At 64.2% G+C, this 17,994-nt stretch carries 7 protein-coding genes; 3 read left to right on the top strand and 4 right to left on the bottom strand.

The genetic code is table 11. The annotated features are described in order from the left end of the window. Positions 1-4: 4 nt before the first annotated feature. From H4P35_RS16650 to H4P35_RS16635, 4 genes are all read right to left on the bottom strand, one after another. The gene (locus H4P35_RS16650) at positions 5-928 is read right to left on the bottom strand and encodes an ABC transporter permease (protein ID WP_056324064.1); all 924 of its coding nucleotides are present in this window, start codon (positions 926-928) and stop codon (positions 5-7) included. Between the two features lie 163 nt (positions 929-1,091). Continuing rightward, positions 1,092-2,618, bottom strand: a complete 1,527-nt coding sequence (locus H4P35_RS16645) for an ABC transporter substrate-binding protein (RefSeq protein ID WP_226846276.1) — start codon at positions 2,616-2,618, stop codon at positions 1,092-1,094. A gap of 51 nt (positions 2,619-2,669) precedes the next feature. Next, a complete protein-coding gene (locus tag H4P35_RS16640) occupies positions 2,670-4,523 on the bottom strand; it encodes a dipeptide ABC transporter ATP-binding protein (protein ID WP_226846275.1) in 1,854 nt (617 codons plus the stop codon). Between the two features lie 8 nt (positions 4,524-4,531). After that, positions 4,532-5,044 carry a winged helix DNA-binding protein gene (locus H4P35_RS16635; protein WP_056324071.1) on the bottom strand — a complete coding sequence of 171 codons (513 nt, stop codon included), beginning with the start codon at positions 5,042-5,044 and terminating at the stop codon, positions 4,532-4,534. A gap of 389 nt (positions 5,045-5,433) precedes the next feature. Between H4P35_RS16635 and H4P35_RS16630 the strand changes: the two genes are divergently transcribed. From H4P35_RS16630 to H4P35_RS16620, 3 genes are read left to right on the top strand one after another with little or no spacing between them, the layout of a single operon-like run. After that, positions 5,434-7,152 (top strand): ShlB/FhaC/HecB family hemolysin secretion/activation protein, encoded by a 1,719-nt coding sequence (locus H4P35_RS16630; RefSeq protein ID WP_226846274.1) that lies wholly within the window; start codon positions 5,434-5,436, stop codon positions 7,150-7,152. 25 nt (positions 7,153-7,177) lie between these two features. Further along, a complete protein-coding gene (locus H4P35_RS16625) occupies positions 7,178-17,509 on the top strand; it encodes a hemagglutinin repeat-containing protein (protein ID WP_226846273.1) in 10,332 nt (3,443 codons plus the stop codon). After that, positions 17,506-17,946 carry a hypothetical protein gene (locus H4P35_RS16620; RefSeq protein WP_226846272.1) on the top strand — a complete coding sequence of 147 codons (441 nt, stop codon included), beginning with the start codon at positions 17,506-17,508 and terminating at the stop codon, positions 17,944-17,946. Before H4P35_RS16625 ends, H4P35_RS16620 begins: the two co-directional genes overlap by 4 nt. Positions 17,947-17,994: the final 48 nt, after the last annotated feature.

The raw sequence follows: 17,994 nt of genomic DNA, 5'->3' as shown, positions 1-17,994 counted from the left end.
ATGCTCAACGCGTGCGGATACGGGGATCGACGATGCCGTAGGCGATGTCGACGATCAGGTTGACCAGGACGATGACGGTGGCCAGCACGGTGACCGTGCCTTGTAGCACCGGATAGTCGCGGCCGGAAATGGCGTCGAATGCCAGCGTGCCCAGCCCGGGCCAGTTGAAGACCATCTCGATCACCACGATGCCGCCGATCAGGCCGCCGAACTGCAGGCCCAGATATGTGATCAGCGGAATGGCGCAATTGCGCAGCGCGTGCTTGTACAGCACGACACGCTCTTTCAGCCCCTTGCTGCGCGCCACCATGATGTATTGCGCGGACAGCGTTTCCAGCATCGTCGTGCGCACCAGGCGGATATTGGTGGCGCTGAGGATGATCGCCATCGTCAGCGACGGCAGCACCAGGCTGGCCGGACCGCTCCAGCCGGATGGCGGCAGCAGCGGGAAAGTGATCGACAGCAGCAGCACCAGCATCAGCGCCAGCCAGAAGTTGGGAAACGACAACCCCACCAGCGACAGGATGCGGATGGCCTGATCCGTGGGCTTGCCGCGCTTGATGGCCGCCTGGATGCCCAGCGGCAGCGAAATCAGGATGGACACGATGAGCGACGTGAAGGCCAGCATCAGCGTGGCCGGCAGGGCGTCGCCGATCAGCTTGGCGACAGAGGTGCCGCCCATGAAGCTGCGCCCGAAATCGCCGTGCAGCAGGCCTTGCATGTACGACAGGTACTGCTCGTGGAACGGCCGGTTCAATCCGAGCGCCTGCCGGATGTTGGCCAGATCCTGTTCGGTCACGCTGCCGGACCCTTGGCTGAGCATCAGCGCAGGGTCGCCGGTCAGGCGCACGGCATAAGAGACAAGCAGCGTCACGGCCACGATCACAAAGACCGCCTGCAACACGCGTTTGATGAGAAATCCGGTCATAAGGCACCGCACCGGCTTGCGCCGTGGCGGGAAAAGGGTGTTAACGCAGCATCGATTCGCACCGATGCCTCAACGAGGCACACCCCAAGCGGGATGCCGCGGATCCGGCTCTGCCGGTCCGCAGGCATGCCCCTGGGGGAGGCGCGAAGCGCTCGGGGGGGACTTACTCTACGGCCGTATCCAGGAAACGGAAGCGGATGTCGCCCGGGACTTCCAGGTTCTTCACGCGCTTGTTCACGCCCACGATCGTGTTCAGGCTGTACAGCGGCAGTTCCAGCGCCTGGTCGGCCACGTACGCGGCGATCTCGTGCAGCATCGCTTCGCGCTTTTTCACGTCGTAGACCGTGCGCTGCGCTTCCAGCATCGCGTTCAGCTTGGGATCGTTGTCGTACGGATTCCACTTCTGACCCGAGTGGTACATCAGGTACGCCGTGTTGTCGTAGTCGTACGTCCAGCCGCCCCACTGGTTCTGCCACATCTCGCCGGTCTTGCCGCCGGGAATGATGTCGTTGAGCAGCACGCCGGTTTCATACGGCTTGATGGTGGCGCGCACGCCCACGCCTTGCAGGTAGCCGGACACGGCCTGCGCCACTTCGCGGAAGTTAGAGTCGCTGCCGCGCACGTCGATCTGCACCGTGGCGCCCGGCTTCACGCCGGCGGCCGCCAGCAGCTTCTTGGCTTCGGCAGGATTGAAGGGCAGGGGCTTTTGCTCGGGGTTGTAGCCGAACGACTGCGGCCCCTGGAAGCTGGCGATGGTCTTGGCCTGGCCCAGCAGGAGCTGCTTGACGATGGCGTCGCGATCGACCGCCATGATCAGCGCACGGCGCACGTCGCGGTGCTGCGTGATGCCGTTCTTGGTGTTGTAGCGCAGCGCGAAGGCCACCGGGCCGCCCGTGGAGATCACGTCGGCGTTGCCCGACTTCTTCACCGTTTCGATCAGGCCCAGCGGGATCAGCGTGGCGATGTCGATGCGGCCGGCCTGCAATTCGGCGACCTGCGTGCCGGGTTCGCCGATGAAGCGATACACCACCTTGTCCAGCTTGGGCTTGCCGCCCCAGTATTCGTCGTTACGCGCCAGCGTCACGTTGACCTTGGGCTGGTAGCTGTCGAACTTGAACGGACCGGTGCCGACCGGATGCGTATTGAAGTTGTCCTCGCCCTTTTCGGTGATGTACTTGGGCGGCACGATCATCGCGCCGTAGCCCGCCAGCTTCGTCAACAGCACGGGGTCCGGCTGCTTCAGGATGAAGTCGACCGTGTACGGGTCCACCACCTTGACCTCGCCGATCGAGTCGTAGTTCGACTTCTGCGGGCCCTTGGCGCCTTCCGCGCCCAGCAGACGGTCGAACGTGAACTTGACGGCCTCGGCATTGAAAGGCTCGCCGTTATGGAACTTGACGCCTTCGCGCAGCTTGAAGCGCAGCCGCTTGTTGTCGTCCAGGTATTCCCAGCTGGTGGCAAGGCCCGGCTGCAGCTTCAGGTCGGCGCCGCGCATGGTCAGGCCGTCGTACAGGTTGCTGCCGACCGAACCCCAGAACGTCACGAACGTGTCGATCGGATCCCAGCTTCCCGGATCCTGGTTGATGGCCACATTGAGCGTGCCGGCGGCGTGCGCCGTCGACACGGGCAGCGCGGCGGCAAGGGCCAGCGTCAGCGCGGTGGCGGAGAGGGTGGTGCGAAGGAATTGCATGGTCGCCTCCAGGGACGGGAAATCGGGTCGGACCGACGGATAAAAGGGGTTTCAGGCGGCGCGGGCGACCTGATGGCCGGGCGCAAACTCGAAGAGAGGAACGATCGCGGGCTCATCGCCCACGCGGCGCACCGGGCTGGGGATCTCGCCCTCGATCAAGGAAGTGTCGATGTGGCGGCCGGGCTCGGCCACCGGCACCGCCGCAAGCAGCTTGCGCGTGTAGGCGTGCTGGGGCGATTCGAAGATCTGGCGGCGCGTGCCCAGTTCGACGATCTGGCCCAGGTACAGCACCGCGACGCGGTGGCTCACCTTTTCCACCACCGCCATGTCGTGCGTGATGAACAGGTACGACAGTCCGCGATCCTTTTGCAGATCCATCAGCAGGTTCAGGATCTGCGCCTGAATCGACACGTCCAACGCCGACACGGACTCGTCCGCGATGATCAGTTTGGGATTGCTGGCCAGCGCGCGCGCGATGCACACCCGCTGGCGCTGGCCGCCCGAGAACTCGTGCGGATAACGCGTGGCGTGCTCGGGCTTCAGGCCCACCTGTTCCAGCAGCTCGCCCACGCGCCGCGCGATGGCGTCTTCGCCGCTCAGCAGGCTATGCGTGCGGATCGGCTCGGCGATGCTGAAGGCCACGGTCTTGCGCGGGTCCAGCGACGCATACGGATCCTGGAAGATGTACTGGATCTCCTGGCGCAGGCGCTGGCGTCCCGCGCTGTCCATCGAGAAAATGTCCTGCCCGTTGTAGCGCACCGCGCCGGACGTGGGCGCCACCAGCTGCTGCAAGGTCTTGCCAATGGTGGACTTGCCGCTGCCCGATTCGCCCACCAGCGCCAGCGTCTCGCCGGGATAGACGTCAAAACTGACCTGCTCGACCGCATGCACCCGGTGCGTGACGCGGCCGAACAGGTTGTGGCCCACGTCAAAGCGCGTGGTCAGCTTGTCCACGCGTAGCACCGGTTCGTCGTAGCGTGCGGTGTCCTGTTCGCGGGTCTCGCCCACCTCGCGCAGCGTGTCGCCTTCCAGCACGGTCTGCGGCGTGCGCAGCGGCAGGTCGCGGCCTGTCAGACTGCCCAGGCGCGGCACGGCGGCCAGCAGCGCGCGCGTGTAAGGTTGCTTGGGCGCGTTGAAGATTTCCTGCACCGTGCCTTGCTCGACCTTCTTGCCGCGCAGCATGACGACCACGTCGTCCGCCATCTCGGCCACCACGCCCATGTCGTGGGTAATGAAGATCACCGCGGTGCCCAGGTCGCGCTGCAGTTCGCGGATGGTGTTCAGAATCTGCGCCTGGATCGTGACGTCAAGCGCCGTCGTCGGCTCGTCGGCGATCAACAGGCGCGGCTGGCACGACAGCGCCATCGCGATCATCACGCGCTGGCGCATGCCGCCCGACAACTGATGCGGATAGCGGTCCAGCAGCTGTTCGGCATCGGGCAGGCGCACCTTTTCCAGCAGCTTGCGCGCCGACTGGCGCGCCGCCGAACGCGACAGCTGCTGGTGCAGCATGATCGCTTCGACGATCTGGTCGCCGATGGTGAACACGGGATTGAGCGACGTCATCGGCTCCTGGAAGATCATTGCGATGTCGTTGCCGCGAATCGCGCGCATCTGTTCGTCGCTGGCTTGGGTCAGGTCGACCTCGCGATCATCGCTGCCACGGAACAGGATCTGGCCGGTCGAAATGCGGCCGCCGCTGTAGTCAGTCAGGCGCATGATCGCCATCGACGTCACTGACTTGCCCGAACCGGACTCGCCCACGATCGCCAGCGTGCGGCCGGGCCGCACGTCGAAATCCAGGTTGTCGACGGCGCGAAACCCGCCGGTGTCGGTATTGAAATCGACCGATACGCCGCGCACGGACAGCAGCGGGGCAGGGGCGGAAACAGGAATGCTAGACAACGTGGTTCTCACAGCGAGGTGGCCGCGCGGGCGGCCTGGTCGTACAGGCCCGAAAGGGCACGCAAGGTATTGGCCAGTTGATGACTGGCGTTGTCGGCGGCGGGGGAGTCGATGAACGGTTTGACGAGGCACTGCTCGCGCACTTCGGCGTAGCGCTGGATGGCGGCCGCGCCGGCGTCGGTGGTGGTGTAGATCACTTCCTTGCCCGTCTTGGCGCTTTGGACAACGCCCAGGCGCTCTAGCTTCTTGAGCGAGTAATTCACCAGGTGGGTGTCTTCGACATTGAGCGTGAAGCAGATGTCGGCCAGTTTCTTGCCCCGGCCCCGATGGAATACGTGGTTGAGCACCAGGATATCCAGCGACGTCAGTTCGGGCAGCCCCGCACACGCCATGCAGCGCACCATCCAGCGGTTGAACGCATGCGACGCAATGATCAGGCCGAATTCGACCTCGGACAGCTCAGGCGCGGAAGACGCAAGGTGGGAAGACGAAACGATGGCGTCCCGAACGGATACAGACATGGGCAAGGCAGGCAAAGGGACGGATCAACGACAAAACGTTGGCGAATTATTGACGATTCGTAGATATGCGGGCATTCGGGTTAACCCGGCCCGATATTTCAGAGTTCTCTGATTTCTGCCGTTTCGCCAGCGTTTTACAAAGGCGGCTGATGTAGATGTCGGCGCGCCGGTTCGAAGTCGATTTGTTACGGACCCGAGTTCCGTCTTTAAGAAATATCAATAAAAGACGGCAATCAGTGCGATACGCCCGACAAAACGGGGTAAAGGCGAAGAATTAAATAAAGAAACAATAGATATATATTGTAATAAACGGTATTGCACGGCAAAATTCAGCCCCAATCGATCAACAGGAGACGACGCACGGCGGTTGGCCGAAGGCGTCCAGACGTATGAGCGGATCGCAGCACTTTCACGGAGCATGGTTGATTTGGGCGGCGCTTTGCGCTGGAGCGGGCATCAGTTCGGCGTGGGCGCAACCCGCCCCTGAGGCCGCACAGCGCACCACTGAAATCCAGCGCCGGCAGGAGCAGGAAATCGACGCTCAACGCGCGCGGGCGGCAGAGCGTCCCGACGTGCTGTCAGCGCCCTCCGCGGTCCAGCCGGGCGGGTTGACCCTTCCCCCCGAAACCCCGTGCTTCGTCTTGCGGGAAGTGATCTGGGAGGGGGCCGAACCGCCGGATCTCCTGGCGCGCGCCACGGCCATCGTGCTGGGCGAATGCGTGGGCGGCGGCGGGTTGCGGGCGCTTCAAGAACACCTGATCGGCTTGCTGATCGACGACGGCCTGGTCACCGCGCGTGTCGTCGTGCCCGAGCAGTCGCTTGCAGACGGGTCGCTGACGCTGCGTTATCTGCCAGGCCGAATTTCCGCCGTCCAAAGCCAGGACGGCATCGGTTGGTGGCGCACGGCGTTGCCGACCGGCCCGGGCGGCGAACTGAATCAGCGTGATCTGGACCAGGCGCTTGAGAACATCCGGCGGCTGGGCAGCCAGGCCGACGCCGCCATCGATATCGCGCCCGGTCCCGAACTGGGCGACTCGGACATTCTCATCAAGCCAGGCACCGGCAAGCGCTGGCATGGCTACCTGGGTGGCGACAACGGCGGCATGGATACGGTGGGCAAGTATCAACTCAATGCCGGCCTGACCCTGGATTCCCCGCTGTTCCTTTACGATCAACTGTCGGTCTCGTGGAACAGCAATGCGCACTGGCGCGACGCCGACTCCCACACGCGCGCCGCTTCCATCAACTACAACGTGCCGTTCGGCTACTGGACCGTCTTCGCGGGTGCCAGCAAATCCACATACCGCCAGACGGTCGCCGGCTTCGAAGAACCCATCGTCTACGGCGGCACCACCAAACAGATCCAGGCAGGCGTATCGGTCGTGCCGTATCGGGGCACGTCCTACAAGGGCAACCTGTCACTCACCGTGCTGCGCAAGCGCACCGACAGCACCCTGAACGACGTTGCCATCGACGTCCAGCGCCGCGACGTCACGGGCTACGAGATCGGCTACGGGCATCGCCATTACGTCGGCCGGGCCGTGCTGGACATCGGCGGCGGCGTGCGCGGCACGCTGCCTCAGTTCTCGGACGAGCCCGGCTACATCTACGGCGACCCGGACTGGAACGGGCGCAGCACGATTCTTACCGCGAACGCGGGCGCTTATCTGCCGTTCCAGGTTGCCGGGCAAACGCTTGCCTATCAGGCCAACTGGCAGATCCAGCACGCCAAGACGGCCATTGTGCCGGCTGACTACTTCACGATCGGCAACCGCTACGCCGTGCGCGGCTTCGATGGCCAGATGACGCTCGCCGCCGAAGACGGCTGGACGTTGCGCAACGATCTGTCGTTCAACCTGGACGAACTGACCGGCCTTGCCGGCCAGCAGCTCTATACCGGCTTGGACGTCGGGCGGGTGGGCGGCCCGTCCGCCGAGTACCTGTCCGGGCGGACGCTGGTCGGCGCGGTCGCAGGCCTGCGCGGCCGTCTGTCCATTCCCCATGTCAGCGCCAGCTACGACCTCTCGGCCGGCTGGCCGCTCAAGAAACCCGAATCACTCAAAACCGCGTCCACCGTCTTCGCGATGGCCGTAATGCTCGAGTTCTAAATCCGCTGTTCCCCGTCAGGTGCGCATGATGTCCAAGCTCCGTTCGTTGATTGTCTGGTCCATCGTCTTCACGCAGGTCTGGACGCCCGTGCTGGCGCAGACGCTGCCGATCTCCGTCGACAAGAACGTGGCCGGGCAAAAGCCGATTGTGGGCGTCACCAACGGCGTGCCGGTCGTCAACATCGCGCCGCCGTCGGCGGGCGGCGTGTCCAACAACCGCTACACGCAGTTCAACGTGGGACCGTCCGGCGTGGTGCTGAACAACAGCGGCGGCGCCAGCCAGACGCAACTGGCCGGCCAGGTGGCCGGCAATGTCATGTTGGGCAACCAGCGCGCCACCACCATCCTGAACCAGGTCACCGCGCCCAACCCGTCGCAACTGATGGGCACGCTTGAAGTCGCGGGCAACCGCGCCAACGTCATCGTCGCCAATCCGGCAGGCATCACCTGCAACGGTTGCGGCTTTCTGAACGCCGATCGCGCCACGCTGACCACGGGCCGTCCGCAGGTGGGGCCTGACGGCAACATCGCGCTGGAAGTGGCTGGCGGCAAGCTGCGCGTCGAGGGCCAGGGGCTGAACGGCACCGCCGCCAGCCAGGTCGACCTCATCGCGCGGACGCTGGAAATCAACGCCGGCGTCTGGGCCGACCGGCTCAACGTCACGGCGGGTGCGGCGCGCGTGGACTACGCCACCGGCAACGCGACCGCTGGCCCAGGCGAGGGCCCGGCGCCCGTCGTGGCGCTGGACACCGCGGCGCTGGGCGGCATGTACGCCAACAGCATCCGGCTGATCGGCACCGAGGCGGGCGTCGGTGTGAACGTGGGCGGCAACCTGGTTGCCTTGACCGGCGACCTGGAAGTCAGCGCATCGGGCGACGTTCGTATCGCGCCCAGCGCCGCCGTGCAGGCGGCGCGGGATCTGCGGCTGGCATCGGGACGCGACGTGGCGGTGGACGGCGCCGCGCAAGCCGCGGGCAACGTGGCGCTGGCCGCCGGCCGCAATGCCGCGATTTCGGGGGCGGTGGGCGCGGGCGGTTCGATCGATGTGAACGCGGCAGGCAACGTAAGCGTCGCCGCGCAGGCCGCGGTGCAGACGCAGGGAGCGCTCCGTGTCGCGGCCGGGCAGGATCTGTCGTTGGGCGGCTCGCTGCTGATGGGCGGGCAAGACGTGCGGGTTGAATCCGCGCGGAATGTGCGGATCGGCGGCGACATCGCGCCGGGAGGGACGCCGCCGGGCGGTGGCGCAGGCACGGGGAACGCGGGCTCCGGTGGTTCGAGTTCCGGTTCGAGTTCCGGGTCGGGGTCCGGCTCCGGGTCGGCGGCGGGCGGTTCGAACGCGGGCAACGGCGGCGCGGCGGGCACCGCCACCGGCGCGGCGCAAGTCGGCACGAATTCCAGCGGTCTGGTCACCGCAGCAGGCGCGGTAGCGCTCAAGGCGGGCCGCGACATGGTGCTGCCTGGCCAAGTCACCGCAGCTGGCGCGTTGCATGCGCAGGCTGGCGGCGACCTGACGACGGGGGCGACCGCTCAGATTCAATCAGGGGGACCCGCCCAGATACGTGCGAGCGCGGACCTGAACCTGGGCGGACTTGTCGGCGCGCGCGGCGACTTGTCGCTGATGGCCGGGCGCGACGCACGGGTGACGGGCAAGGGGTCCGCCACCGGCCGCATCGGCATCGACGCGGCGCGCGATCTGCGCATGGACGCACCCGCGCAATGGGACGCCGAAGGCGAGATTGCCGCCAAGGCGGGCGCCGGCATGACGCTGGCTGGCACGCTCCGCGCCAACGGCAACACTGCGCTGACGGCGGGCCAGACGCTGGCGGTCGACGGCACGATCACGGCCGCGTCCGGCAGCATGACCGTCTTGACCGACGGCGACGTCGCTCTCGGCGCGAATGCACAGTTGGCGGCGGCCGGTCCCGTTGGTCTGACGGCTGGCGGCAGCCTGCAAAGCCTGGGCAAGGTCACGTCGCTGAAAGACCTGTCGATGCAGGCGGCGCGCGACATGACGCTTGATGGCGCAACGCTCGCGACTGGCGATCTGCAGGTGCAGGCGGGCGAAACTCTCGCGACATCTTCCGCCTCACGCCAGCAAGCGGACGGCTCGGTGACGGCCATGGCAGGCGACGCGTCGCTGGCGGGCGCCCTCATCGCGGGTCAATCCGCGCAGATCACTACGCAAGGCAGTCTGCAAGTGGACGGCACGCTACTGGCTGACGCTGGCACGCTTCAAGCCGCCAGCGGCGGCGACATGACGCTCGGGTCGGCCAGCACCCTGCAGGCCGCCCAGCAATTGACTGCTCAGGCTGGCGGCAACCTGCTCGCAAATGGCGCGGTCTCCGGTGAAGCTGACATTTATCTTTCCGCAGATTCCCGCGCCGAACTGAACGGCAAGACGGTCGCCAACGGCACCCTGCGCGCCGAAGCGGGCACGGACCTGACGGTGGGCCAGAGCGGGCTGGCGCAAGGCAACGCCAAACTTTTCCTAGGCGCAGGCCAGGATCTGCGCGTCGCCGGCACCGCAGGCACCGCGGAGCCTGCCGCGGGTCAGGCAGGCCTGCTGCAAGCCCAGGCTGCCCGGGATCTCTTTGTGACCGGCCTCGTCACGGCGGGCACGCCCGCGAGCCTGACGGCACAGCGTAATCTGGGCGTCGACGGCACCGTGGCGGCGCTTGCCGGCAACCTGACCGCCGACGCGGGCGGGCAATTGCGCGTCGGCGCCACCGGCCGCATGCAGGCCGCGCAGAACCTCACCGCGCAATCGGGCGCGGACCTGGAGTCCGACGGCGTCATCGTCGCGGGCGGAGGCCTGACGCTCGCGGCGTCCGGCGATGCACGCCTGGGCGGCACGGCGGCCGCGCTGGGCGAGGCGGGCGCGGGCAATTTGCTGGTTACCGGCCGCGATGTGATCGCCAGGCAGGGCGCGCAGCTGCAGGCCGCGGGCACCCTCACGGCGCAAGCCCAACGCGACGTCAGCGCCGCCGGAGCGTTGGCGTCCGTGGGCGACATGATGCTGTCGGCTGCGCGCGATGCGCGCGTGGACGGCACCGCCGCCAGCGATGCGAACCTGACCCTGACCGGCCGCAACGTCGCGGTCGGTGCGGCAGGCCTGGCGCAAGCCGCCGGCACGCTCACGTCCACTGCACAAAGCACATTGCTTGCCGCCGGCAGCATGCTCGCTGGCATCACCCAAACCCTCAGCGCGGGCAGCGGCATGACCCTCAACGGCACCGTGGCCGCGTTGGAAGGCGACCTGACGCTGGAGACGCAACACGGCAATCTCGACACGGGTTCGGCGTCCAGCCTGCAAGCGGGCGCAGCGCTGACCGCCACCGCGGGCGGCGCGCTGAACGTCATGGGTTCGGCTGCCGCCGGACAAGGCATGACGCTGCGCGCGGGCGGCGACGCCACGCTGGGCGGCGTCGCGGCCACTCAGGCCGGCAACGTCACCATCGTTGCCCAGGGCGCGCTCTCAACCACGGCCGACGGCCGCATCCAATCCGCCGCGGACATCGACCTCCAGTCCGGCAGCCTCTTGAAGAACGCAGGCATTGTGTCTGCGGCAGGAGCCGCTTCCCTGGTGTCAGACACCGGCCTGACCAACACGGGCTCGGTGCTCGCGGGTGGCGACGTCACCGCCACGGCAGAAAGCGCGCTCAACAACAGCGGCCGCTTCATCGCTGGTGTCGGCGAGCACGGCACGCTCAGCCTGCCCGGCAGCGTCAACTTGACCGCTGCGTTCATCACGCATCCAGGCATCAGCGCGGCCGGCAAGGACATGACCCTGGCCGCAGGCGGTATGGATATGTCCGGCGGCAACGTCTCAGCCGTCGGCAAGCTCGGGCTCACGACCTCTGGCGACATCACCACGCGCAACGCCGTCCTGCACGGCGGCAGCGTCGACATCGCCGCCGCCAACTTGCGCAATCAAGACGGCAAGATCACGTCTGCCGGCGAGGCCGTCGTCAAATTGAGCGGCGAACTGGATAACACTGCAGGCCTGATCGCCGCCGCGAACGACGCACGCATCGATGCCTCGCGTATCGGCAATGCCGGTGGCACGCTGGCGGGCGCGAATCTCACCTTGGTTGCGACCGGCGCCGTCGACAACCAGGGCGGCCTGATTCAGGCCGACGACACCCTGACCCTGAACGCCGCCAGCCTGGACAACCGCGCCACGCTGACCGCATCCGGATCGCCGCCCAAAGGCGTGCTGGCCAAAACGGCCACCATCGTCGCTGGCGGCATCAACAACCAGTCCGGCGCCATCAGCGCGGGCCAGGACCTGACGCTGGATACCGGCGAGCTGGACAACACCGGCGGCAACATCGCCGCTGAGCGCTACGCGACCATCAAGGCCGCAATGCTGAAGAACCACCAGGGCAAGTTGCTGGCCGGCGAACGCCTCGCGGTTACGATCCAGGCGCTGCAAGGCCTGGGCCTGCTGCAATCCGCTCAGGACCTGTCCTTCACGTACACCGGATCGCTAAACCAGACCGGCGACCTCGCCGCCGGCCGCGACCTGACGATGTCGGTCGGCGGCAACATGGACAACAGCGCCACCGTCAGCGCCGGCCGTGACCTGACCATCACGGCCAACGCGCTCAACAACCAGGCCAGCGGCGAGCTGCTGGCCGGACGCAACAACACCATCAACGTCACCAACGGCCTCACGAACTCGGGCCTCATCGACGGCGGCGCGACCCACATCAACGCAGGCCGCGTCGAAAACTTCGGCCGCATCTACGGCAACACCCTCGCCATCCGAGCGGGAGAAATCGTCAATGGAGCAGGGCCCGGCGGCGGCGCGGTCATTGCGTCCCGCGGCGATCTGGATATCGGCGTGGGTTCGCTCGTGAATCGCGAACATGGGCTGATCTACGCGGCCGGGGATATGCGCATCGGGAGCGCGCTGGACGCGAATCGCAAGGCGATCGGGCAGGCTGCGTCGCTCGTCAATGCGTCGGCGACGATTGAGGCTGCGGGCAACGCGGTGATTTCCGCGGTGTCGCTGCAGAACATCAATACGAACTACGCCAGCGAAGTTGTGCCGGTGTTGACCGTGCCGAAGGTGTACGTGACGCCGGCCGGCTCCACCGAAATGTACGACATGGAATCCAACTGGTTCTGCGTCAAAGACCGCCCAAGGTGCGAAAAGGGCATCGACCTTCTTGAAAACGACTCCCAGCACGGGTTCTTGCTTCCGTCCGACAACTATCCCGCCTCTCGATATGGTCCTCCCTTCGATTACGCGCCTTGGTACACGGGCATTACGGATGATGAGGGTCCCATCGCACGGGTGGAGGTCCCGCGCAGAATTCTTTGTTCAATCACGAATGACATCGAAGTTTGTACGCCCGAAACTCGGTTTGGGGACAACTGGGTGTACCCGCCGGTTACGCACCCGTACGGTACCGATGAGCGAGTCTGGGCCGTCTTCGGTGTGACGCCGCCGGTCGGCCCGGAGCCGCAGTGGGTACCGCGAGATCCTCCATGCCGCGCGAACGACGGCGCTTGCCATGCGGCGGAAAAAGTGCGCCGGCAGGCCTACGAAGAAGCGCATTACGCTTACAAGGTGCCGTTCGATGAGCTGGATGCGCGCATAGCGGCGTTCAATCTGGATTTCCAGAATCGCATGAGGTACACCCTCACGATCTACGACGTCCAGGAAACCGTCACCGAAACCCGCACCATCTCATCGGATCCTGGAAAGATTCTGTCTGGCGGCGCCATGACGCTCGTCGGGACCGTCACGAACGATAAGAGCCAGATCGCGGCTGGCGGCACGCTGTCGGTAAGCGGGCCGGCCATCAACAATATTGGAGCGGGAGGCGAGCGCGTGGTGACGCGCGTTGGCCGCGCCATCTTGTCCCAGCCGAGCGGCAGAAAGCGCAAGGAACACATTGAGGACTACAACCGCACCCTCGCCGCCGAACCCATCGAGCTGCCCGTCGGTACCTCCGGCGGCAACCTGTCGGTCTCACTCAGCGGCGCGGCGCCTGGCGCCAACGGCGCCTCCGCAACCGGTCCCGTACTGGTTGCCAGCCTTGGTCTGCCCGGCGGCAACGTCGTGCGCACCGTCTCCAACCCGGCCACGATTCCCGACAGCCAGCTCTTCGCCGTCAACGGCACACCTGATGCCCCTTATGTCGTCGCCACCGACCCGCGCTTCATCGGCAACCACGAGTCCGTTTCCAGCGACTACCTGTTCGGCCTCCTGCAACAGCCCGGCGCTCCCGTCGGCAACGCGGGCGCATCCGGCGCCATCAAGACGGGCTTGGGCAACACCCCCGGAGGTCTTAACGCCCTGATTCCCGCCGACGCAAAATTCCTCACGCCGTCCGGCGAACCCCGTCGCCTGGGCGACGGCTTCTACGAACAGAAACTCGTCTCCGACCAAATCCTGGCCACCACCGGCCAGCGCTTCCTGGACGGCTTTGGCGACAACGACAGCCAGTACAAGCAACTGCTCGCCAACGGCGCGCAATTCGCCCTGAACAACGGCATCAAACTCGGGGCCGCGCTCACCGACGCCCAGCAGCGCCAGCTCACCACCGACCTGGTCTGGCTGGTCGAGCAGACCATCACGCTGCCCGACGGCACCACCGAGACTGTGCTGGTCCCGCAGGTCTACCTGCTAGTGCGCGAAGGCGACCTGAAGGGCGACGGCACGCTCATGGCCGGTCGCGACGTCAAACTCGCCGCCGACGGCGACATCACCAACAGCGGCACCATCGGCGCGCGCGACGCCACTGTCATGACCGCCGCCAACATCGTCAACCAGGCCGGCGGCCTGATCCAGGGCGCCATCGTCGACCTCGCCGCGCGCGAAGACCTGATCAACCTTGTCTCGCTCATCAAGGGCGACAACGTCGCCCTGTCCGCAGGCCGCGACATCGCGCTTACGTCCACCTCCGCCTCGGAGAACAACGGCGCCACCTGGGGTTCGTACATCTCGGGCGTGTCCCGCGTCGACGCCGGCAACCTCAGCATGCAAGCCGGCCGCGACATCAACCTGACGGCTTCGCAAGTCACCGCCACGGAAGACGCGCGCCTGCAGGCGGGTCGCGACATCAACCTGGCCACACTGCAGGAAAGCCACGGTGAATCGCTGGTCCGCAACAAGAAGAACCGTCACGACCTGAGCACCAGCTCGGAAGTCGGTTCGTCCATTGCGGCGGATGGCAACCTTACGCTGATTGCCGGGCAGGACGTCAATGCGCGTGCAGCGGACGTGACGGCGGGCGAACAGCTGGCCGTGGGTGCCGGACGAGATATCAACCTGATGGCGGGCGTGCAGACCGGCTCGGCGTACGACGAGACCCACTACAAGACCAAAGGGTTCATGTCGTCGAAGACGACGCATACCAAAACGGCCAGTGAATTTGAGCTCGCTCAGGCCTCCAACTTCATGGGTGACACGGTTGCGTTGATGGCCGGCCGGGACCTGACCGTCCAAGGGTCCAACGTCGTCGGAGATAACGACGTATTGCTCGCGGCAAATCGGGACATCACGATCGCCGCAGCCGCGGAGTCATACAAGGACTATCAATACGAAAAGGTCACGAAATCGGGCCTTGGCGGTGGCGGTGGCTTCAACATTGGCTACAGCAAGCAAGCCAGGACCGATTGGATGAAGGGAGAGAGCGGCGGTTTCTCCGCGAGTACCGTAGGAAGCGTCGGCGGCAACGTGACCATCGATGCGGGACGCGACGTCGGTGTGTTCGCCAGCAGCGTGCTGGCGCAGGATGGCGATATCTCAATCGCCGGCAGGAACGTGGCCATCGTTGCAGGCGTGGGCGAAGCTCGCCAGCACGAGTATCACGAGTTCAAGCAATCGGGAATCACTATCGGCGTGGCGGGCGGCATGCTGGGTGCGGCCCAACAAATCCATGGCACGCTCCAACAGGCTGGAGAAGCCAAGAGTGGGCGTCTTGCTGCGGTCAAGGTTGGGCAGGCAGCGTACCAGGCAGTACAGGCCGACAGGATGATGGACGCTGCGAAGGGCGCGGAGGCCACCACCGCGCAGAAGGAAGCCGCAAGCGCGCAGATCCAAATCAGCGTGGGCTCCAGCAAATCCGTCAGCGAGACGAAACGCAGCCAGGAAACCGCATTTGGGTCGTCCATCATGTCCGGCGGCAATGTCTCTATCGTCGCGTTGGGAGAGAAGGGTGTCGCTGGTTCCGGCAATCTGTCGATCATAGGAAGCGATGTCACCGGCAAGAACGTTCTGCTGGCGGCGACTAACGACCTGCACCTTCTTAGCCAAGCGCAAACTTCGACAGAAACCTCAACCAACAAAAACAGCGGCTGGAAGGTCGGCATTGGCATCGGCGTGTCGGACAGCGGCAGCGGCGGCGGTATCAACATCTTCGCCAGCGGCTACGCCGGAAAGGGTAACGCCAACGGCAACGGCACGACGTACCAGGAGTCGCAGATCAGCGCTCGCGACAATTTGACCCTGATCTCAGGTCGGGACACCACCCTGATGGGTGCCCAAGCCCGCGCAGACAGCATCCGCGCGGACATTGGCCGCAACCTGACGATAGTAAGCCAGCAGGACACAGACCGCTACAACGCCAAGCAAAGCCAGGTCAATGCGGGGGGCAGCTTCAGCTTCGGCTCGATGACGGGTAGCGCATACATTGGCGCCAGTATCGGCAAGACCAAGTCCAACTACGACAGCGTTATCGAGCAGTCAGGCCTGTACGCGGGCAGCGGCGGCTTTGATATCTACGTGGGCAAGCACACGCAACTGGACGGGGCGGTAATCGCCAGCGATGCGGAGGCAGCCAAGAACAAGCTGTCCACCGAGACGGTCGGCGTTACCAATGTTAAGAACAAGGCGACATACAAGTCCACGACGGCTGGCGTGAACCTGGGAATGTCCGGCGCTTTCGACATCGCAAACAAAGGCGGTGCCAATGGATTCGGTCCGTCGGGGTTGAGCTTTGGCCAAACGGGCGGCAGCGATTCGGGCACCACCTACGCCGCCGTTGCGCCCGGCACGATTGACGTTCGTTCAGATAAGGAGACGGGCCGCGATAGCACGGCGGGTCTGAGCCGAGACACCGCGGGCGCGAATGGCAGCATCGGGCAGATCTTCGACAAGGACAAGGTGCGAGAGCAACTTGAATTTCAGCAGGTTTTTGGTCAGTTGGGGATGCAGATTGCGGGGGATGTGCTGAAGGATCTGAAGAAGGATGACCCGGATCTTTGGGGGGAGGGAAAACCTGGCGCGATTGCGCTCCATGCCGCGGTTGCAGGAATTGGCGCCGCGTTGGGGGGCGGGAATGTTGCAGGAGCAGTGGCAGGGACGGTTGCAGGCGATATAGCCACCAGCTTGATGCGCGAACAAGTTGAACTCGCCGTCGCTGGTTTGTCGGGGGCGATGAAGGATCAGGTCACAAACGTGCTATTGAATGTCATCGCAAGCGCTGCCGGCGCCGCCGTCGGTGGGCGTAGCGGGGCGGGCGGAGCGGCCGTCGCGGATATGTTTAATCGGCAACTTCATCCTGAAGAGAAAAGCTTGGCACAACGGGTTGCAGCAGATGCGAGAATGAAAGGAACAACAAATGCTGATGGGTCGGATATCTCCGCGGATCAAATTGAATCCGCATTGCGTGCAGCTAACAATTCGTCATACGGAGAGTCTGCAAGTAGTGGAATGGTAGTACCTCTGGATCACACGACGTCATCAGCAAATTTGTTTGACAGTACTGGGATGTCACTCCAGGGAGACGGGGGCGGCAGATATTGGCTTGTACAGAGCTCGGGCGCCATGTCAAATCCAAATGATACTTTGCGACAGTTGATCTTGGCTAACACCGGAAATGATTCATCTCCATATAGTTGGTCAGCTCCGCCCCCGGGTCAGCTGGTTGTGTTTCCCCAAAAGTATGATTCACTTGGGTCATTCTCTCCAGGATGGAACACGGGAGATTTCTCGGCCGGAATTCCACGCTCGGACTATAGAAATAATCCAAATTTCATATTTCAGGGAGCGTTTCACTTGCCGGCTTCTCCTGGAGTGGGTGCAGGATACGCCGCATCCTGGAACAAAGGATCTTTTGACTTGAAGCCAGACTATATGGTGGGTGGTGTTTTTGATATTGGGCTTAGCGCGGGAATTTATGGGGACCCTCAGTACTCCGGCCCGATTGTATTCAATTTTGGTGCAGGGGCATTTTCCATGCAGGTGACGCCAAGTAACCCCATGGCATGGGACGAAAAGTCATGGTACGTGCCCTCTAGATATGTGAATGGAGTGGGGGTGGGAGTTGGTGTGGGAAAAGTGCTACCGATAAATGTTACGGTTGATCCGACCTATAGATCTGGCGGAGGAGAAAAGTGAAGGCATATCGTTTCGAGGTCGGTCAAGAATATGCAATTTTGATAGGTTTCGGGCTATTGGTTCTGGCGCTTTCGATTTTGTGGTTTGTGCCTGGTCGCAGGAGAAAGGTGGAAAAAGGGCGGTCTGAACGCCTGAGTGTCCGCGTTACGACTGTGTGCAGGAAAGGGGTGCTTTATTCCACAGAGATCCTTACAAGATTGACTGTATATGATGACCGACTTGTGTGGTGTTTTTTTACACTAAATGAGTTTGAGTTTAAATATATAAAAGTGCATCCATACCAGATTGGTTCGCCGTTATTGCGGCTCTCCGTTCATGGCATTTCGGTTAAGGTGTGGGGGATGCCCGGCAGCTTGAAGAAATTGTTTGAATTGTTGGAATTAGAAACCCGGCAGTCTGCCCGAAAAGGCACGCCGCGTTTTGATCCGAAGAAGTGAATGAACCTCCCTAATTTACCGAAGTTAAAGCCCTCTTCGGATATATTT

It is taken from the genome of Achromobacter sp. 77 (assembly GCF_020541125.1).
GTDB classification, from domain to species: domain Bacteria; phylum Pseudomonadota; class Gammaproteobacteria; order Burkholderiales; family Burkholderiaceae_B; genus Achromobacter; species Achromobacter mucicolens.
This window is presented reverse-complemented; position numbering and strand designations above follow the sequence as displayed.

Excerpts from the sequence above, each read along its gene's own strand:
- H4P35_RS16650 (WP_056324064.1), bottom strand. The coding sequence starts at position 928 with ATGACCGGATTTCTCATCAAACGCGTGTTGCAGGCGGTCTTTGTGATC.
- H4P35_RS16645 (WP_226846276.1), bottom strand. The coding sequence starts at position 2,618 with ATGCAATTCCTTCGCACCACCCTCTCCGCCACCGCGCTGACGCTGGCC.
- H4P35_RS16635 (WP_056324071.1), bottom strand. The coding sequence starts at position 5,044 with ATGTCTGTATCCGTTCGGGACGCCATCGTTTCGTCTTCCCACCTTGCG.
- H4P35_RS16630 (WP_226846274.1), top strand. The coding sequence starts at position 5,434 with ATGAGCGGATCGCAGCACTTTCACGGAGCATGGTTGATTTGGGCGGCG.
- H4P35_RS16625 (WP_226846273.1), top strand. The coding sequence starts at position 7,178 with ATGATGTCCAAGCTCCGTTCGTTGATTGTCTGGTCCATCGTCTTCACG.